The following is an 18589-nucleotide window of genomic DNA, read 5'->3' on the forward strand; positions in this document are numbered from 1 at the left end:
TCGGGCAAGAAGCCTTTGCCCGGGACGACCCCATGCTCAACGCATGCAGCCGTCAAAACGACGACACGTTCAGCACGAATGACGGCGCCAGGCAGTCGCCGTCTCAGACGATCCCATGCTGAACCGGGCGACACTACACCAACCGATGTGACAGGCACAACCTTCATGCGGTCCGGCGCGCCATTCATGCGATGTTTCTGTTGCTCTTCGGCACGGCACGGGCAAAATGAAGGGGCAGCACACGCCGGATGCGCCCGGCGCATGCGTGCTTTCGTTTCCTTTCAGTCCGGCTGCGGTTCGCCCGAGCCGGACGGCCAGGCGAACAGCGCGTCAGCGCGGCGCGCCTCCGTTGTGTTGGACACACGTCGCACGCCGTAACAAGGCGCTTGATAGGCGGCTAAAAACATCGTCCAATCTTGGCTATTCACGAACAATAATTTGAGCGCCGATGCGATGCGAGACGCCAGATCCGAGCCGGAAGACCTCCTGAGCCACGTCCGCCGCCCCGTGACGAGCGAAGGCCCGAGTGCGGCAGACGCCACACGCTGCAATCCGCGCGCCCGCGCGGCCCGCCACGCGCGAACCGCACCGCTCAGGCGGCACGGCGCGCGCAGCCGGGACGCGGCGTGACCCTCCATTGCGCGCGATAGCGATGAACAAGCTCACCCTGCACCGTGTGATCGCCACGCTCGGCGTAGCGGCGCTGGCATTCGCGTGCTGGATTGCCGCCGGCCTGTTGTCGGACCGCATGGTACAACAGGAGATGACGGCGACGGTGCGCACCGAGCGCCAGATGGCGGCGTCGATCGTCGACAACATGGCGCAGATCATCGCGAGCGATCTGGCGATGTCGCGCGCCATTCCGGCCACGCTCGCACAGATGGACCTCACGCAGCGAGCGCTCTCGGAGTCGCGGAATTATGCCTCGAACCCGGCCGCGACGGAACTCGAACGCCGCAAAGACTGGACCGCGCGCCCGGCGCTGGAAAAGGTCAATCACTTCCTGCACGACGCGCAAGGCTTCTCCGGCCTCGACTCCATCTGGCTCGTCAACGACCGCGGCTATTGCATTGCGTCGAGCAACGCGGCCGACGACGACAGCTTCATCGGCTACGACATGAGCGGACGCGGCTACGTCGCGCGCGCGCTGCTCGGCGGCTTCGTCGAGATGTACGGCGTGGGGCGGCTCTCCGGCGAGCCCGGGATCTTCATCGCGGCGCCCGCCTACGAAGACGGCATTCTGGTCGGCGCGGTGATCGCCAAGGTGAGCATCGACCGGCTGCGGCACTGGGTCTCGCGCGCCGGCACCTTCGTGACCGACGAGAACGGCGTCGTCGTGATGGCGCACGACGGCCGGCTCGAATACGAGGCGATGCCCAACGCGCCCGTCGAGCGAATGACGGAGCGCGAACGCATCGAGCATTATCGGCGCGAGTCGTTCCCGGAGCTGCGCGTGTCGCACATCGGCGAGCAGATGCGCGCCTCCGAGCGCTGGCTCGCGCCCGCGCTGGCGCAGACCTTTTACGCCGCGAACGGCAGCAACGTGCCTTCGCTCTACGACGAGCGCACGGGCCTCAATTCGGGGCTCTCGGCGCATATCGTCCATCCGCTCACGAGCTGGCCGGAAATCAGCCGCAATCACAGCCGCGACCGCCTCCTCGTGTTCCTGACGATGCTTGGCGTCGTGACGCTCGCGATCGTGATCGCGACGTCGTACTCGCGCGAGCGGCGCCTGCACCGCGCGACGCGCGATCTCGCGGAACAACTGCAATCGGCCAATACGCTGCTGTCGGCCGAAGCCCGCCACGACGCGCTGACGGGCGCCCTCTCCCGCCGATATTTCCTCGACACGCTGCGTCATGAAGTGGAGCTCGCCCGTTCGGTCGGCACGCCGCTGTCGGTGGCGATCGCGGATCTCGATCACTTCAAGCAGATCAACGACCGTTTCGGTCACGCGTCGGGCGACCGCGCGCTCGAGCATTTTGTCGAAGTGTGCCGTGCGCAGCTTCGTCCAAGCGATGCGATCGGCCGGCTCGGCGGCGAGGAATTCGGCATTCTGCTGCCGCAAACCTCGCTCGCCGATGCACAAGCCGTGCTCGAGCGGCTGAGGAAACGTTTCCATCACGAGCACTGCGCGCACCTGCCGGACGATGCGGCGCTGTCGGTGTCGATCGGCATCACGGAGCTCGCCCCCGACGATGCGCTCGAATGGATTCTCTCCCGCGCCGATCTCGCGCTCTACGAGGCGAAATCGCGCGGGCGCGACCGCAGCGAAGTGCGGCCCGCCGATCCCGGCTCGTCCACACGCCATCCCGAAGATACGCTGGCCGGCAAGTGAGCCGGTTCCATCGACGCGTCGAGTCACCGCACGGTCATGCGCATGTCGCGACGCGCACGCATCGCGCAGGTATCATCGATATTCGAAATCGAATGCCGCTGGCGTGAATCGGGAGGATTGCATGAAGGGAAATCTGGTCATCGTGTGCCGGGATCAGGACGCAGAAACGTTCGACCATCTGCTCGCCGAGTACGGCTCTTTTCAGACGCGGCTGTCGTCCACGGCGTGGTTCCTGAAGATCGATCTCGCACCCGAAGTGATTCAGGAGGAGATTCTCTCGCGCCTCGGCAAGTACACGACGCATTACATCTTCGAGGCGTCGACGGTGACGTACAACACGGTGGACAGCGAAGCGGCTTCGGCACTCGAAACGCTGTTCGACTGACGCCGCCCCGCCCCGGCGACGAAGCCCGCGTTACAGCGCGCGCTCCTCGTGCTGCGGGCCGGCCCGGCGCTCTTCCAGCGGCCGCGTGGCGATGTCGAACGGAAAACTCATCGCGACCCGCAAACCGCCCTCGGCGCGATTGCCGATTTCGCATTCGCCGCCCACGCGCCGCGCGAGCCGCTCCACGATCGCGAGTCCGAGCCCGCTATGGCCGCTGCCGCCGCGCGCCGGATCGAGCCGTACGAACGGCCGGCTCGCCTTGATGAGATCATCCGGCGCGATGCCTTTGCCGTGATCCGACACCGCCAGCACCCAGCCCTTGGCTTCCCGCCACGTCTCGATGACGACCGGCGGCGCGCCGTACGCGTGCGCGTTGTCCAGCAGGTTCGACAGCAGCCGATCCAGCGTGGCCGCGGGCAGCGCGAAAGTGGGCCCCGCTTCGAGCTTCAGGCGAATCGGCTGCGCGCCCGGCGACACCGCGCGATACGCCCGTGCGATCCGCTCGCATTGCTCGTCGACGGGCACCGGCTCGCTGCCGTCCGGGCGGTCGTGCGCGAACACGAGGAATTGATCGACGATATGCGCCATCGAATCGACGTCGCGCACGACGCCGTCGCGTATTTTCTCGTCGTCCATCATTTCGGCGCGCAGACGCAGGCGCGCGAGCGGCGTCTTCAGATCGTGCGCGACGCCCGCGAGCATCACGGCGCGGTCGTTCTCCGTCTGCGAGACTTCGCGCACCATCTGGTTGAAGCCGTGCGTGAGTTGCCTCAACTCGCGCGGACCGCGCTCCGGCACGGGCGGCGTCGGCTGGCCGCGCCCGAAGCGCCCGACCGCCTGGGCGAGCGAACGCAACGGATATTGCAGTTGCCAGGCGCCGAACAGCGCGGCGAGCACGGCGGTCGAAAAGATCAGCGCGAGCCACACGAGCATGCGGTCGCGCGAGCGCGGCGGCCGCAGCGGCTGCACCGGCACGACGATCCACCCCGAATCCTTCAGACCGTGCACCCACACGCTCGGCGGGCCGCCGGGCTCGTTCAGGCGCACCTCGGTGCCGTCGGGCAGACGGTCTTTCAGATCCTCGACGAAGCGCTGCAGCGGCGGCGGCGTGTCCTCGTCGGGCTGCCTCGGCACGTCTTGACTATTGAGCGCCACGAGGCGCACCCGCGGCGGCAAGGGCTGGTCGGGCGTATTGGCGATGTGCTGGCGCACGGCCTCGACCAGAAACACGGCTTCCTCGACGGCGAAGCGCGTCTGCACGTTGTCGCGCTCGAAACGGATGATCGCGAACCACGCGACATGCGACAGCACCAGCATGCCGATGACGATGACGACCAGCCGGCCGAACAGCGTATCAATTGCCCGGCGCATTTTGTTCGCCGTCCGGCACGAACACGTAACCGCGCCCCCGCACCGTCTGGATGAAGCGCGGCGCCGACGGATCGGTCTCCAGGATGCGGCGCAGGCGCCACACCTGCACGTCGATGCCGCGGTCGGTGCCGTCGTATTCCGGACCGTGCAGCAGTTCGAGCAGACGTTCGCGCGTGAGCGTGCGCATCGGGTTGTTGACGAAGATCTTGAGCAGCGCGAATTCGCTGCCCGAGAGCGTGATCGGCTTGTCGTCCTGTTGCAGCGTGCGCGACTGGAAATCCAGCCTGAAGCGGCCGAACGCATACGGCTCGCGCTGCTCGGGCGCGGCGGACGGAATCGTGCGGCGGCGGCGCAACACCGCCTGCACCCGTGCGAGCAGTTCGCGCGGATTGAACGGCTTGCCGAGGTAATCGTCCGCGCCCAGTTCCAGCCCGACGATGCGGTCGACGTCGTCCGCGCGCGCGGTCAGCATGATGACGGGAATGTCGTCGCCGGACGCGCGCAGCTGTTTCAGCGCCGTCAGCCCGTCGACGCCCGGCATCATCAGATCGAGCACGATGAGATCGGGCCGTTCGCGTTCGATGCGGCGTTCGAGACCGCCGGCGTCATGCAGCACCGAGACCTCGATGCCCTGCCGGACCAGATAGTCGCGCAGAAGGTCGCGCAGTTCGGCGTCGTCGTCGACGACAAGTATTTGCGTAGTCATGGGATGGAGTTTAGCGCGTGAGTCAGACCTCGATTGATGACAGCCCGGCCATAAGGGTTACGGGGTGTTACGACGAAAGCGGGGCGTAAACCAGCGTAACAAGCCTGAACTATGCCGTAACACGCGGGCTGTCGCGAACCCCTACGCTGTGTCTCACCGACAAGCGCAAGACCTCGACGCACTTTCCGGGACGTCGACCAGGGCCTCGCGGCTTCGGCTTCGAAAACAATCAAGGGAGTATCAAGATGGCCAGGCAATACCGCATTCTCACCGCCGCCGCTGCCGCAATCGCACTGACGTTCGGCGCCGCGCACGCCGCCACGACCGACGCGCCGCCTCCGCCGCCCCCGGGTGGTCCGGCGATGATGGGCGCCCCCGGCGGACATCATATGGAAATGCGCATGCAGAAACAGCTGGACGAATTGCACGGCCAGCTGAAGCTGAATGCGGACCAGGAAAAGCTGTGGCAGACCGCGCTCACCACGATGAAGCAGAACCATCAGGCGATGCGCGAAAGCTTCAGGCAGATGCACGATCAGTTCAAGTCGATGGAAAATCAGCCGATCCTCGACCTGAACGCGATGCACGCGGCGCACCAGAAGATCGAGCAGCAGAACCAGCAGTTGCGCGAGCAGACCGCGACCGCGTGGCTGAACTTCTACAACTCGCTGAACGATCAGCAGAAGACGACCGTCAGCACGGCGCTAAAGAAGCACTTTGCGAAGATGCGCGAGCACGGGCAGAAGATGCATGAGCGCTGGGGCAAGCACCGTGGCGGCCCGGACGGCGCTCCGGGTGCGGCGGCGGGCGCGTCGGCGACCGCGAAGCCGTAAGCCGCAAGCCTCAAGCGGGCTCGGCGCGTAAAAAAGGCCGCGGAGCAGTTGCCCCGCGGCCTTCGTCACATCCGGCGCCCGATCAGGCGAGGTCGAACAGCAGCACTTCCGCGTTGTCGCCCTTTTCGAGCGTGACCTTCGACACGTCTTCGAGCATCGCGGCATCGCCGGCGCCGAGCGCCTCGCCGTTCACCGTCACCGCGCCGCGCGCCACGTGCACATAGACGCGGCGGCCCGCCGGCACGTCGAAATCCGCACGTTCGTCGCCGTTGAAGAGACCCGCGAGGATGCGCGCATTCGCGCCGATCCTGACCGAGCCGTCCTCGCCCTCCGGCGACGCGATCACGCGCAGACGGCCGCGCTTTTCATCGTCCGAAAAGCGCTTTTCCTCATAGCCGGGCGCGCCGCCCGGCGCATCCGGAATGATCCAGATCTGCAGGAAGTGCGCGGTGTCCGTCGGCGAGCCGTTGAATTCGCTGTGACGAACGCCGGTGCCGGCGCTCATGCGCTGGACGTCGCCGGGACGAATCGTCGAACCGTTGCCCATGCTGTCGCGGTGCGCGAGCGCCCCGTCTAGCACGTAGCTCACGATTTCCATGTCGCGATGGCCGTGCGCCCCGAAGCCCTGGCCGCCCGCGACGCGGTCTTCGTTGATCACGCGCAACGCGCCGAAATGCATGTGCTCGGGATCGTAGTAATCGGCAAAGGAGAAGCTGTGATACGAATCGAGCCAGCCATGGTTGGCGTGACCGCGTTCGTTGCTGCGGCGAATCTCGAACATGATGTTTGCTCCCGCCCAAGGCGTTTGATTTGCGATGGAGAGAATGTAAGGGCGGCGCCCCGCCGGAACAACGCGCGCCACGGCACTACATCGTTCTGCGCATGCATGTAATCGGACACTTTTGGCCTGGCATTCGCGCGGTCGGGCGCTTCGGGTAAAATACCGCGCTTTTCTCGCCGGCGGCGGGCAACGGCCGCTCGCGACGCGCCGGCAGGGTTAGCAGCAACGGCAGCGCGCAATTTTGACCATCTAGAATACCGACCGCTGCCCGTCATGCGGAAAGCCCGCCGGAGAAGGACAGCCGAAACGCGCGGGGAAAGCACGATCGGCTGAGGAGAGACATGAAGATTTCGCATCGCGCGATCAACCGCCGCGCGCCGCGCTCGCCGCACTCCATGCACGTTAGGCACCTTACCAAGGAATCACCATGTTGCAAGGCTACGGTCCGCTGATCCTCGCGGGCACCTGGCAGACCGTCAAGCTGGCGGTGCTGTCGCTCGTGTTCGCCTTCGTGATCGGCCTGATCGGCGCGGCGGCGAAGCTGTCGAAGAACCGCCTGGCGTCGGGTGTCGGCACCGTCTACACGACGCTCATCCGCGGCGTGCCCGACCTCGTGCTGATGCTACTGCTCTTCTACAGCATCCAGATCTGGCTGAACCTGTTCACGGACGCGATGGGCTGGGATCAGATCGACATCGATCCGTTTCTCGCCGGCATTCTGGTGCTCGGCTTCATCTACGGCGCCTATTTCACCGAAACCTTCCGCGGCGCGTTTCTCTCCGTGCCGCGCGGCCAGCTCGAAGCGGGCGCGGCTTACGGCATGACGCCGTGGCAGACCTTCACGCGCATCATGTTTCCGCAGATGATGCGTTTCGCGCTGCCCGGCATCGGCAACAACTGGCAGGTGATGGTCAAGGCGACGGCGCTCGTGTCGATCATCGGTCTCGCGGACGTGGTCAAGGCCTCGCAGGACGCGGGCAAGGGCACGCTGCGTTTCTTCTTCTTCACGCTTCTCGCGGGCGCGGTCTACCTCGCGATCACCACGATCTCGAATCTCGTGCTGATCTGGCTGGAGCGGCGTTACTCCATCGGCGTACGCAAGGCCGACCTCTAATCGGCCCATTCAAGAGCGGCAGGGATCATGATCGAAATCATCCAGGAATACTGGAAGAACTACCTCTTCACCGACGGCTACCGCATCACCGGTCTCGCGATCACGATGTGGCTGCTGGTCATCTCCATCGGCCTCGGCTTTTGTCTTTCGGTGCCGCTCGCGGTCGCGCGGGTATCGAAGAACAAACTGCTGTCGCGCTCGGTGTGGCTCTATACCTATGTATTCCGCGGCACGCCGCTCTATGTGCAGTTGCTGCTCTGCTACACGGGCCTCTACAGCTTGCAGGTCGTGCGCGATCACATGCTGCTGTCCGAGTTCTTCCGCAGCGGCATGAACTGCACGCTGCTCGCGTTCACGCTGAACACGTGCGCGTACACGACGGAAATTTTCGCCGGCGCGATCAAGGCGACGCCCTATGGCGAGATCGAGGCCGCGCGCGCCTACGGAATGTCGGGCTTCACGCTGTATCGTCGCGTGATTCTTCCGTCGGCGTTGCGACGCGCGCTGCCCTACTACAGCAACGAAGTGATCCTGATGCTGCACGCGACCACCGTAGCGTTCACGGCGACGGTGCCCGACATCCTGAAGATCGCGCGCGACGTCAACTCGGCGACATATCAGTCGTTCGAGGCGTTCGGCCTCGCCGCCCTGCTCTATCTCTGTATCTCGTTCGCGCTCGTGTGGCTGTTCCGCCGCGCCGAGCATCGCTGGCTCGCTTATTTGCGGCCGCAAGGCAAATAAGACCCTCGCCGCTCAAGGACCGTTCATGATCTCCCAGCAGCACAAGCTTTTCGTCGACGACATTCACAAGCAGTACGGCAGCAACGAAGTTCTCAAAGGCGTGTCGCTGAAGGCCAAGGCCGGCGACGTGATCAGCATCATCGGCTCGTCGGGCTCCGGCAAGAGCACGATGCTGCGCTGTATCAACTTCCTCGAGCAGCCGAACCAGGGACGCATCTTCGTCGACGGCACTGAAGTGCGCACCTTGAAGGACAAGTCCGGCGCGCTGAAAGCGGCGGACCAGAAGCAACTGCGGCAGGTTCGCTCGAAACTGTCGATGGTGTTTCAGCACTTCAATCTGTGGTCGCACATGAACGTGCTGGAAAACGTGATCGAGGCGCCCGTGAACGTGCTCGGGCTTTCGAAGAAGGAAGCCGAGGAGCGCGCGCGCACGTATCTGGAGAAGGTCGGGCTCGCGCCGCGCGTGGAGAAGCAGTACCCGTCGCATCTGTCGGGCGGGCAGCAGCAGCGCGTGGCGATCGCGCGCGCGCTCGCGATGCATCCCGACGTCATGCTCTTCGACGAGCCGACCTCCGCGCTCGACCCCGAACTCGTCGGCGAAGTGCTCAAGGTCATGCAGACGCTCGCCGAGGAAGGCCGCACGATGATCGTCGTCACGCACGAGATGGCCTTCGCGCGCAACGTATCGAATCACGTGGTGTTTCTGCATCAGGGGCGTATCGAAGAGGAAGGCCATCCGGACGCGGTGTTCGGCAACACCAGGAGCGAGCGCCTGAAGCAGTTCCTGTCGGGCAGCCTGAAGTAAGCGCACGACCGAAGCAAGAAGCAACCACTCCAGAAAAGGCGCCCGCGAGGCGCTTTTTTTGCGTCCGGACGCCGTTGTGCCAACCTGTTTCGCGCGCAGGCTCGACCTAGCGCCACGACGTTCGCACGTCAATAGGCGACAAACCTGACCCTGAAACTTACATGACGCTGAAGCCCTGATGGAATAAGGCTTTGCGGGGTGTTTCCCATGCTGTGGGTAGTGTGCCTACCACGTGGGCATTGCATTTTTGACACAGAGATGCGTCGGCCTTCGATTTTCTTTGGCGGTATTAACGTATTTTGTTAAATTGGTAACCAAAGTACCTAAACGAAGTACACAAAAAGTAGTTTTACTTCAAAAGTCCAAAAGAAACTGAGGAACGACACCGATCGACAGGTCGGCGTCAGGTTCGCGCCCACGACGCGCGAATCGCCATTAGCACCACAGCCCGCGCGTGTCCTTCCTCTGAAAACAATTTTCGGTTGGGTGCGCTCGCATCGAACCACACAGCAGCACTTGGGTTCTATTTCTTGACAGGGTTGGAGGAGATGATGAAGAAAGCTTTGCTCGCGTCGGCAGCACTGCTGACGTTCAGCGCGGTGGCGCACGCTCAAAGCAGCGTGACGCTGTATGGCCGCCTGGACGCGGGGCTCGAATACATGAACGGTGTGCCGACCGGTCCGGCCGGCGCGCCTGCCACCGGTAGTTCGCACCGCTTCAAGGCGGAAAGCGGCGACTGGGGCACGAGCTTGTGGGGTTTGAAGGGCGTCGAAGATCTGGGTGGCGGCTATCGCGCCGTGTTCCAGTTGGAAGGCAGCTTCAACACCATGACGGGTCAGGGCCCGGGCGGCGGCGGCCTCTTCAATCGCTGGGCGACGGTCGGTATCGCGAACAACCAGTTCGGTACGTTGTTGCTGGGTCGTGAGCTCTTCATTTCGAACGGCGTATGGGACTTCGATCCGTTCGGTCAGTCGAACTGGTCGTCGGCATCGCTCGTGCGTGGCCGCAACTGGCCGCAGTCGAGCAACAACATTTCGTACCAGTCGCCGAAGTTCGCGGGCCTCGACTTCTACGGTCAATACTCGCTCTCCAACGCGACGAACTGGAACGGTAACGGCACGACCCCGCAAGGCCGTGAAGCAGGCGCGTACGTCACGTACACGACGCCGCTCTTCCAGATCCGCGGTATGTACGACGAAATCCGCAACCCGGCAAACGGTACGCTGGGCGGCGTCTACAACCCGATCGACGGCGGCTCGGGCGGCAACGGCGCCTACGCCTACTCGCGCGAGTACACGGCGATGTTCAACGTGTTCCTCGGCCAGTTCAAGGTCCAGGGCGCATACCAGGCCATCCGCAGTTCCGGCATGACGGGCCAGTTGCCCGGCCAGCCGACCACGCTCGATCATGAGTGGGGCGGCGTGACGTGGCAAGCAACGCCGGCCGCAGCGCTGATCGCCGCGGTCTATCACGTGAACGGCAACAACGGCGCGGGCAACGCCACCATCTACACGGTCGGCGGCTCGTACAACCTGTCCAAGCGCACCCTGTTCGATCTGCAGGTCGCGACGGTGCAGAACAGCAAGACCGCGAACTACGGCCTGAACGCCAACAACTACGGCTCGGCTGCTTCGACGGACAACCCGTTCCCCGGCCACAGCCAGACGGGCGTGTACGCAGGTATCCAGCACTCGTTCTAATCGACGAGCCTGACCGAAGAGTCTTTTTAGAAGGTTTTCACGCTGCTGCGAGAGGCGCGTATCGGTGCGGTGCCCGAAAGGGTATCGCACCGTTTTTTATTTGGGCGCGCGGTTTCTTCGACGCGCAAAGCGTGGCATGACGAGCGTCGCGTCGCAGGCTTTTTCGTCGATGTCAGACGATTGTCAAATCGACAACTAAAACTACAAAACCTTGCATCGTAACAAGTAGTTCTACTCCACAATCCCTGCCGGACCGGGGAAGGCCGCCGATCGCGGGCTCATCGCAGTGTTTCGTCATCCGAATGTTCTTCCTCGGTAACCGTGTTCGGTTCGATGCGCTCGCGTCGAACCCGGCAATATTCATAAGCTCAATTTTCGACAGGGTTCTGGAGGGGAGATGAAGAAGGTCTTGATCGCGTCGGCAGCACTATTGGCGTTCAGCGCGGCGGCACATGCTCAGAGCAGTGTGACGCTGTATGGCCGCCTGGACGCGGGACTCGAATACATGAACGGCGTGCCGACAGGCGTCGGTCCGAACGGCGCGGCCACGGGTACTTCGCACCGCTTCCGTGCGGAAAGGGGCGACTGGGGCACGAGCTTGTGGGGTTTGAAGGGCGTCGAAGATCTGGGCGGCGGCTATCGCGCCGTGTTCCAGCTGGAAGGGAGCTTCAACACCATGACGGGTCAGGGCCCGGGGGGCGGCGGCCTCTTCAATCGCTGGGCGACGGTCGGCATGGCGAACAACCAGTTCGGTACGCTGTTGCTGGGTCGTGAGCTCTTCATTTCGAACGGCGTATGGGACTTCGATCCGTTCGGCCAGTCGAACTGGTCGTCGGCATCACTCGTGCGCGGCCGCAACTGGCCGCAGTCGAGCAACAACATTTCGTACCAGTCGCCGAAGTTCGCGGGCCTCGACTTCTACGGTCAGTACTCGCTCTCCAACGCGACGAGCTGGAACGGTAACGGCACCACGGATCAAGGCCGCCAGGCGGGCGCGCAGATCACCTACACCGCGCCGCTTTTCCAGATTCGCGGCATCTACGATGAAATCCGCAATCCGAACAACGGCTCGCTCGGCGGCCCTTATGTGCCGGTGGACAAGGCGAACGGCAACGGCGCCTACGCGTATTCGCGCGAGTACACGGCGATGCTCAACGTGTTCCTCGGCCAGTTCAAGCTGCAAGGCGGCTATCAGGCGATCCGCACCTCGGGCATGACGGGCCAGTTGCCCGGCCAGCCGACCGCGCTCGATCACGAGTGGGGCGGCGTGACGTGGCAAGCGACGCCGGCCGCAGCGTTGATCGCCGCGGTCTATCACGTGAACGGCAACAACGGCGCGGGCAACGCGACCATCTACACGGTCGGCGGCTCGTACAACCTGTCCAAGCGCACCCTGTTCGATCTGCAGGTCGCGACGGTGCAGAACAGCAAGGCCGCGAACTACGGCCTGAACGCCAACAACTACGGCTCGGCCGCTTCGACTGACAACCCGTTCCCCGGCCACAGCCAGACGGGCGTGTACGCGGGTATCCAGCACTCGTTCTGATCGGCGAGTCTGACCGAAGAGCCGTTTGGACGGTCTTCACGTCGCTGGAGGCGCATGAAAAAGCCGCCGATGTCCACATCGGCGGCATTGTGCATCGATCAGGGAAGCGAGCGCGCGCGCCTAGTCCCGCGCCATCCCCGACGCGCCATGACTCAACCAGTCGAGCACCGCCGCGGCGTCATCGTCGCTCGACTGACGCGCCTTCGCGACCGTCTCGCTGAGCTTCGCGCCCGGCTTCGGTGCGGCCCGGCGAATCGCGACGCCGACCGCGAGAATGTCGATGATGACGAGGTGCAGAATGCGCGAGATCATCGAAAGCTGCGACTCGCGGATCTCGATGTGATCCGTCTCCAGCGCCACCGTCGCGCGCTTGGCGAGCGGCGTATTGCTCGACGTGATCGCGATGACCATTGCGCCCTGCTGCATCGCCACTTCGAGCACGCGCAAGAGCTCGGGCGCCCTGCCCGACTTCGACACCGCCACGATCACGTCGCCCTTGCCGAGCAGCGCCGCCGAGGCCGCCTGCATGTAAAGGTCGCCGTACGCGATCGTCGGAATGCCGAAGCGGAAGAACTTGTAGTGCGCATCCTGGGCGACGATGTTCGAATTTCCGAGCCCGTAGAACTCGATGCGGCGCGCGCCGTTGAGAATATCGATGGCGCGCTCGACGTTCTCGAAGTTCAGATGCTCGCGCAGTTGCAGAATCGCGGATACGGTGTTGTCGAGCACCTTTGCGCCGAAATCGGTGGCCGTGTCGCCGAGATGCACTTGGCTGTGGCTCACCGGAATCGTGCCCGTCAGGCCGGTCGCGAGCTTGAGCTTGAAGTCCGACAAACCCTGACAGCCGAGCGAGCGGCAGAAGCGGATCACGGTCGGCTGACTCACGTCTGCCTTGCGCGCGATGTCGATGATCGGATCGTTGATGATCGAGCGCGGATGATTGAGCGCGAGATCGGCGACGCGCCGCTCGGCGGGCGTCAGCGCATCGCGCATCTGACGAATGCGCTCGAAAACCGCCGACGAACCGCTGTTCGCGCGGTTCGACAACTGCTCCGAAAGAATCGCCGACACCCCGAGAAACGCCGGATATTCCGCCGTGATGATGTACGTGGGAATGCCCGACAGATACTGCTGAAAGCGCCCTTTCGCCTCGAATCGCTCGCGAAACGGCGACTTGTGGAATAGCTCGCCCAGCTTCAGCACGATGCCGCCGCCGATATAGATGCCGCCCAGCGCGCCCAGCGTCACCGCGATGTTGCCCGAGAACGTGCCGAGGATAGCGCAGAAGCAGTTCACCGCTTCGAGTGCGAGCGCTTCACCGGCCAGTGCGCGGGTTGTGACGTCGGCGGCGCTGAAGGTGTCGGCGACCGCGACATCGTCGCGCTCCGCCAGCGCGCGGTAGATCAGCTCCAGCCCCTGTCCGGCGCACACGCGCTCGAACGAAACATGCGGAAACTTGCGGCGCGCGTAGCGCATCACGAGGTCCTCGCGCTCGTCGAACGGCGAGAACGTCGCGTGACCGCCTTCGCTGCCGAGCGCGATCCAGCGATCGTCAGCCGGAATCAGGCCGGAGACGCCCAGACCCGTACCCGGCCCGAGCAGGCCGATCACGCTGTTCTGCCGGCGCGAGCCGCCGCCGACCTGCTCGCGCTGCGCGTCGGTCAGACCCGGCAGCGCCATCGCGAGCGCGGTGAAGTCGTTCACGACGAGCAGTGTGTCGAAGCCGAGCGCGCGGCGCGTCGCCTCGATCGAGAAACTCCAGTCGTGATTGGTCATCTTCACGTGATCGCCGTCGACCGGATTCGCGATCGCGATCGCCGCGTGATTGACGCGTCCGACCTTCGTGTCCTTCAGATACTGCTGCATCACCTCCGCGATGCCGGGGTAATCGGCACCCGGATACACGCGAATCTGCCCGATCTCGCCGGGCGCGGTCTCCAGCGCGAAGCGCGCATTCGTGCCGCCGATGTCGGCCAGAAGCCGCGGTCCGTCGGCGTGCTGAGTCGCTGTCTTATGCACACCAGTAGACATCGAGCTTCACTCCTTCAGCATGGGCCAACGTCGAGATGGCGTTCTTTTGCGGCGCGGCGAGCGCCGCGTTCAGTACGTCGAGTTTCTTCTGCCCGGCGATGAAAAGATACAGTTGCCCGATCTGCTTCAACGCCGACATCGACAGGCTCACGCGCGCATGCGGCGCCGCTCCGGGATGCACCGAGACGAAACGGTCCGGCGTGGAGATCGCGACATCCCATTCGGGCGCGTCGGCGAAGATTGAGGCCGTATGGCCGTCCTCGCCCATGCCGAGCACGGCCACATCGGGCAGACGGCGGCGCGCATCGGCGTTCAATTCGGCGATGTGCGTTTCCAGCGGCTTGCCGGTGTCCACGAGCGGCAGAAAGTACGCCGAGGCGGCCGCGTTCTGCAACAGCGTCTCGCGCACGAGCTGCGCGTTGCTCGCCGCATCGCTCTCGGACACCCAGCGGTCGTCGACGAGCGTCACGTCGATATGCGCCCAGTCGAGCGGCTCGCGCGAGAGCGCCTGCAAGAACGGCTTCGGGCTCGTGCCGCCCGATACCGCGAGGGTGGCGTGCGCGGTTTGTCCGGCGGCATCGGCCGATGCCGCGCCTCTTGCCGCGAGTGACGCTTTCAGCGCGTCGCTCACGGCTCTGGCCAGCGCGTCCGAGTGGGCGCGCGGGTCGTCGAAAGTGCGAAGCTCGATCACTGCTCCTCCTGCTTGTTCTGGTTTATCGATCCGCTTCCTGTTCGCGCCGTCGCAACGACGGGGCGCAGCGGTCTCCTGAATTTCCGTGACGCCGTGCGCCTCTTCCGGGCGGCGTCGGCGTCACGCCGTCAATTCTCTTCTTCGAGCCAGCAGGTGCCCGCCTGCGCCAGCATCGCGCTCGACGCCGCCGGCCCCCAGGTGCCCGCGGCATAAGGCTTCGGCTTGTTCGTCGCCGATGCCCATGCGTTCAGGATCGGCTCGACCCAGCGCCATGCCGCCTCCTGCTCGTCGCGGCGCACGAAGAGCGCGAGGCGGCCGTGAATCACGTCGAGCAGAAGACGCTGATACGCCTCCATCTGCCCTTCCTTGAAGAACTGATCGAACGCGAGATCCAGATACACGCTCGCGAGATTCATGCCCTCGCCGGGCTGCTTCGCGAGGCAATAGAGACGGATCGACTCGTTGGGCTGCAAACGGATCACGAGGCGGTTCACGCCCGCGCGCAACGCATTCGCGCCGAGCGCCGAATGCGGCACCGCGCGAAAATTCACGACGATCTCGGCGACGCGGTCCGCGAGCCGCTTGCCGGTGCGCAGGAAGAACGGCACGCCCGCCCAGCGCCAGTTCTCGATCTCCACCTTCAGCGCGACGAAGGTTTCCGTCGTGCTGTCCGGACGCACGCCCGGCTCGGTGGCATACGCCGGCACCGATGCGCCGCGAATCACACCCGCATGATATTGCCCGCGCACCGCGACGCGGCCGATATCGCGCTCGTCGACCGGCTTCAGCGCCCGCAGCACGCGCAGCTTTTCGTCGCGCACGGAGTCGGAGTCCATCGAGTGCGGCGGCTCCATCGTCACGATGGAGAGCAACTGCAGCAAATGGTTCTGCACCATGTCGCGCAACGCGCCCGTGTTGTCGTAGAAGTCGCCCCGCGCTTCCACGCCCAGTTCCTCGGCGATCGTGATCTGGATGCTCTCGACCCACTCCCGGCGCCACAACGGCTCGAAGAGCGCATTGCCGAAGCGCAGCGCGAGCAGGTTCTGCACCGGTTCCTTGCCGAGATAGTGATCGATCCGGTAGATCTGCTCTTCCTGGAAGATTTCGCCGACGGCGTCGTTGATCGCATTCGACGACTTCAGGTCGTAGCCGAGCGGCTTCTCGAGCACGATGCGCGCGTTCTGGTTCAGGCCGACATTGGCGAGCGCGCGGCAGATCGGCACGAACAGAGACGGACCGGTCGCGAGATAGAAGACGCGCGTGCCGTCGTATTGCGCGAGGACATCGCGCAGCAGCACGAAGTCCTCCGGGCGGCCGAGGTCGAGCCCGACGTACTGGAAGCGCTCGAGAAAGCTGCGCCACGAGGCTTCGTCGACGCCGTTCTTCGATACGTGCGGCTTCACGTGATCCTCGACCCAGGCGCGGTATTCGCCCTGCTCCTTCGCTTCTCGCGCGACCGAGACGATCCTGCCCGCCGGGTCCAGCATGCCCGCGCGATGAGCCTCGAAGAGCGCTGGAAGAATCTTGCGCATGGAGAGGTCGCCGGTGCCGCCGAAGAGTACGAAGATGAATTTCGAGTCGCTTTGCATGTGTCTCTGAGTGGGTTCGAGAGCGGATGTGAGTCGAATCGGGGCGTGTCGCCCAATGAGACCACGAATGACATCGTAGTCCGATAAAAATTTTTTTGACACTGAATTGTAGTTTAACTACAATTCAAATCAAGAGGAAAGTCATCCATCTAAACGGCGCAATGTCAACCAGATCAATCTGACATTTCGCTTTTTTCGGATAGACGTTCTGAGCGCATGTTAGCGGAGCCCGCGGCACGCCGCTTTCCACGGGAAGCGTCCCCTTGCGGCTCACATGCACTCGGGCCTCGCGCCTCGCCGTCGAGCGCGCCCTTCGCGGCAACGCTCGAACGGCCCGGCAATAATCAAAAGAGGAGACAGCCGTTGCGATTCAACCCACTCATCTCTTGAGAGCCGTGCGGCCGTATATCGGTCTGCCGGCCGGCACGCCGCGTCCGTCGTGACTCGCGCCTGCCGCTTCCCCGCCGACACAGCCGATTTCCGGCCATCCAGTTTTGCCGTTTTTGATCATCGATTCTTACTCTCGCTTCTGGCCGCATCGGGAGCCAATCGTTTCTTGTTCAGGTGTCTGGAGGAGATAAACAATGAAAGTCCGTAAGCTCATGGGCGCGCTGTGCGCCGCAGGTCTTCTGTGTGGCGCGACGGCGTCGGCGGTTCAGGCTGCCGAGGCGGTTTCCGTGCTGCACTGGTGGACGTCCGGCGGCGAATCGAAGGCTGTCGGCGTGCTCAAGGACGACATGACGAAGCAGGGTTACACCTGGAAGGACTTCGCTGTCGCGGGCGGCGCGGGCGCGGCCGCGATGACCGCGCTGAAGACGCAGGTGATCTCGGGCAACGCGCCGTCGGCGGCGCAGATCAAGGGCCCGCTGATCCAGGAATGGGCCGAGCAAGGCGTGCTCGTGCCGATCGATTCCGTCACAGGTGACTGGAAGAAGAACCTGCCGGCGGAAATCGACAAGATCATCCACGCTGACGGCCATTACGTCGCCGCGCCCTTCTCGGTGCACCGCGTGAACTGGCTGTACATCAACAAGGCCGCGCTCGACAAGGCCGGCGGCAAGGTGCCGACCAACTGGAACGAGTTCTTCCAGGTCGCCGACAAGATGAAAGCCGCGGGCATCATGCCGATCGCGATGGGCGGCCAGCCGTGGCAGGACCTGACGCTGTGGGAAGACGTCGTGCTGTCGCAGGGCGCCGATTTCTACAAGAAGGCGATCGTCGATCTCGACCAGAAGACCCTGACGTCCGACAAGATGGTCCAGGTCTTCGACACGGTCCGCAAGATCCAGGGTTACTTCGACAGCGGCCGCACGGGCCGCGACTGGAACCTGGCCACCGCGATGGTCATCAACGGCAAGGCCGGCATGCAGTTCATGGGCGACTGGGCCAAGGGCGAGTTCGCGGGCGCGGGCAAGAAGGCGGGTACGGACTACGTCTGCGCGCCGGTGCCGGGCACGGAAAAGGCCTACACCTTCAACGTCGACTCGTTCGTGTTCTTCCAGCAGAAGGGTCAGAAGGCCGCGACGCCGGGCCAATTGGCACTCGCCAAGACCATCATGACGCCGGAATTCCAGGAGCAGTTCAGCCTGAACAAGGGCTCGATCCCGGTGCGTCTGGGCGTCCCGATGGATAAGTTCGACGACTGCGCGAAGAAGTCCTACGCTGATGAACAGACGGCGATCAAATCGGGCGGCTATGTTCCGTCGCTCGCGCACGGCATGGCTCAGGGCGATGCCGTCGCCGGCGCCATGACCGACGTCGTGACGAAGTTCATGAATTCGTCGCAGGATTCGAAGAGCGCGGTTGCAGCGCTCGCGAACGCCGCCAAGACGAAGTAAGGCCGTTTCCGCCCGGCGCGTGTGCCCATGCATGCGCCGGGCGGGCGCAAGTCAGCGCAGGACGGCATTTGTAACGTCGCATCATTTCAGCGCCAGCAGGCATTCGCCACAGAAGCGCCG

15 protein-coding genes are annotated in these 18589 nt (G+C 64.2%); 9 read left to right on the forward strand and 6 right to left on the reverse strand.

Annotated features, from left to right (window positions below; genetic code table 11):
- Positions 1-652: 652 nt before the first annotated feature.
- Both U4Y90_RS03215 and U4Y90_RS03220 read left to right on the forward strand, forming a co-directional pair.
- Positions 653-2338 (forward strand): diguanylate cyclase, encoded by a 1686-nt coding sequence (locus U4Y90_RS03215; RefSeq protein ID WP_321792103.1) that lies wholly within the window; start codon positions 653-655, stop codon positions 2336-2338.
- 121 nt (positions 2339-2459) lie between these two features.
- Entirely contained in the window at positions 2460-2723 is a 264-nt protein-coding gene (locus tag U4Y90_RS03220; RefSeq protein ID WP_014190806.1) for a hypothetical protein, read from the forward strand.
- 30 nt (positions 2724-2753) lie between these two features.
- On the opposite strand, the gene U4Y90_RS03225 is transcribed toward U4Y90_RS03220, so the two are convergent.
- On the reverse strand, positions 2754-4094 hold the full coding sequence (locus U4Y90_RS03225) for an ATP-binding protein (protein WP_321792106.1): 1341 nt from the start codon (positions 4092-4094) through the stop codon (positions 2754-2756).
- On the reverse strand, positions 4078-4800 hold the full coding sequence (locus U4Y90_RS03230) for a response regulator (protein WP_321792108.1): 723 nt from the start codon (positions 4798-4800) through the stop codon (positions 4078-4080). The genes U4Y90_RS03225 and U4Y90_RS03230 overlap by 17 nt, the downstream gene beginning before the upstream one ends.
- 245 nt (positions 4801-5045) lie before the next feature.
- Here U4Y90_RS03230 and U4Y90_RS03235 point away from each other — a divergent pair, with 245 nt between their 5' ends.
- Positions 5046-5633 carry a periplasmic heavy metal sensor gene (locus U4Y90_RS03235; RefSeq protein ID WP_321792110.1) on the forward strand — a complete coding sequence of 196 codons (588 nt, stop codon included), beginning with the start codon at positions 5046-5048 and terminating at the stop codon, positions 5631-5633.
- 82 nt (positions 5634-5715) lie between these two features.
- Here the strand turns inward: U4Y90_RS03235 and U4Y90_RS03240 are convergent, their stop codons facing one another.
- Positions 5716-6414 carry a pirin family protein gene (locus U4Y90_RS03240; protein ID WP_321792112.1) on the reverse strand — a complete coding sequence of 233 codons (699 nt, stop codon included), beginning with the start codon at positions 6412-6414 and terminating at the stop codon, positions 5716-5718.
- 427 nt (positions 6415-6841) lie between these two features.
- Here U4Y90_RS03240 and U4Y90_RS03245 point away from each other — a divergent pair, with 427 nt between their 5' ends.
- From U4Y90_RS03245 to U4Y90_RS03265, 5 genes are all read left to right on the forward strand, one after another.
- On the forward strand, positions 6842-7528 hold the full coding sequence (locus tag U4Y90_RS03245; protein WP_321792114.1) for a histidine ABC transporter permease HisQ: 687 nt from the start codon (positions 6842-6844) through the stop codon (positions 7526-7528).
- Positions 7529-7555: 27 nt separating this feature from the next.
- On the forward strand, positions 7556-8269 hold the full coding sequence (locus tag U4Y90_RS03250) for an ABC transporter permease (protein ID WP_321792116.1): 714 nt from the start codon (positions 7556-7558) through the stop codon (positions 8267-8269).
- 25 nt (positions 8270-8294) lie between these two features.
- Entirely contained in the window at positions 8295-9074 is a 780-nt protein-coding gene (locus tag U4Y90_RS03255; protein ID WP_321792118.1) for an ABC transporter ATP-binding protein, read from the forward strand.
- Between the two features lie 551 nt (positions 9075-9625).
- Positions 9626-10774: a porin gene (locus U4Y90_RS03260; protein WP_321792580.1), complete on the forward strand. Its 1149-nt coding sequence runs from the start codon at positions 9626-9628 to the stop codon at positions 10772-10774.
- Between the two features lie 397 nt (positions 10775-11171).
- On the forward strand, positions 11172-12320 hold the full coding sequence (locus U4Y90_RS03265; RefSeq protein ID WP_321792120.1) for a porin: 1149 nt from the start codon (positions 11172-11174) through the stop codon (positions 12318-12320).
- A gap of 120 nt (positions 12321-12440) precedes the next feature.
- On the opposite strand, the gene U4Y90_RS03270 is transcribed toward U4Y90_RS03265, so the two are convergent.
- From U4Y90_RS03270 to zwf, 3 genes are all read right to left on the reverse strand, one after another.
- On the reverse strand, positions 12441-14351 hold the full coding sequence (locus tag U4Y90_RS03270; protein ID WP_321792122.1) for a bifunctional transcriptional regulator/glucokinase: 1911 nt from the start codon (positions 14349-14351) through the stop codon (positions 12441-12443).
- Positions 14332-15042 carry a 6-phosphogluconolactonase gene (gene pgl, locus U4Y90_RS03275; protein ID WP_321792124.1) on the reverse strand — a complete coding sequence of 237 codons (711 nt, stop codon included), beginning with the start codon at positions 15040-15042 and terminating at the stop codon, positions 14332-14334. Before pgl ends, U4Y90_RS03270 begins: the two co-directional genes overlap by 20 nt.
- 128 nt (positions 15043-15170) lie before the next feature.
- Positions 15171-16631: a glucose-6-phosphate dehydrogenase gene (gene zwf / locus U4Y90_RS03280; RefSeq protein ID WP_321792126.1), complete on the reverse strand. Its 1461-nt coding sequence runs from the start codon at positions 16629-16631 to the stop codon at positions 15171-15173.
- Positions 16632-17215: 584 nt separating this feature from the next.
- Between zwf and U4Y90_RS03285 the strand changes: the two genes are divergently transcribed.
- The gene (locus U4Y90_RS03285) at positions 17216-18469 is read left to right on the forward strand and encodes an ABC transporter substrate-binding protein (protein ID WP_321792128.1); all 1254 of its coding nucleotides are present in this window, start codon (positions 17216-17218) and stop codon (positions 18467-18469) included.
- Positions 18470-18589: the final 120 nt, after the last annotated feature.

The organism is Caballeronia sp. J97, from assembly GCF_905220305.1.
In the GTDB taxonomy this organism is placed as follows: Bacteria; Pseudomonadota; Gammaproteobacteria; order Burkholderiales; family Burkholderiaceae; genus Caballeronia.

Bases quoted from the DNA above. Each gene is read 5' to 3' on its own strand.
- zwf (WP_321792126.1), bottom strand. From the start codon at position 16,631: ATGCAAAGCGACTCGAAATTCATCTTCGTACTCTTCGGCGGCACCGGC.
- U4Y90_RS03255 (WP_321792118.1), top strand. From the start codon at position 8,295: ATGATCTCCCAGCAGCACAAGCTTTTCGTCGACGACATTCACAAGCAG.
- U4Y90_RS03225 (WP_321792106.1), bottom strand. From the start codon at position 4,094: ATGCGCCGGGCAATTGATACGCTGTTCGGCCGGCTGGTCGTCATCGTC.
- U4Y90_RS03245 (WP_321792114.1), top strand. From the start codon at position 6,842: ATGTTGCAAGGCTACGGTCCGCTGATCCTCGCGGGCACCTGGCAGACC.
- U4Y90_RS03240 (WP_321792112.1), bottom strand. From the start codon at position 6,414: ATGTTCGAGATTCGCCGCAGCAACGAACGCGGTCACGCCAACCATGGC.
- U4Y90_RS03250 (WP_321792116.1), top strand. From the start codon at position 7,556: ATGATCGAAATCATCCAGGAATACTGGAAGAACTACCTCTTCACCGAC.
- U4Y90_RS03220 (WP_014190806.1), top strand. From the start codon at position 2,460: ATGAAGGGAAATCTGGTCATCGTGTGCCGGGATCAGGACGCAGAAACG.
- U4Y90_RS03285 (WP_321792128.1), top strand. From the start codon at position 17,216: ATGAAAGTCCGTAAGCTCATGGGCGCGCTGTGCGCCGCAGGTCTTCTG.
- U4Y90_RS03270 (WP_321792122.1), bottom strand. From the start codon at position 14,351: ATGTCTACTGGTGTGCATAAGACAGCGACTCAGCACGCCGACGGACCG.
- U4Y90_RS03260 (WP_321792580.1), top strand. From the start codon at position 9,626: ATGAAGAAAGCTTTGCTCGCGTCGGCAGCACTGCTGACGTTCAGCGCG.
- U4Y90_RS03215 (WP_321792103.1), top strand. From the start codon at position 653: ATGAACAAGCTCACCCTGCACCGTGTGATCGCCACGCTCGGCGTAGCG.
- U4Y90_RS03265 (WP_321792120.1), top strand. From the start codon at position 11,172: ATGAAGAAGGTCTTGATCGCGTCGGCAGCACTATTGGCGTTCAGCGCG.
- U4Y90_RS03230 (WP_321792108.1), bottom strand. From the start codon at position 4,800: ATGACTACGCAAATACTTGTCGTCGACGACGACGCCGAACTGCGCGAC.
- U4Y90_RS03235 (WP_321792110.1), top strand. From the start codon at position 5,046: ATGGCCAGGCAATACCGCATTCTCACCGCCGCCGCTGCCGCAATCGCA.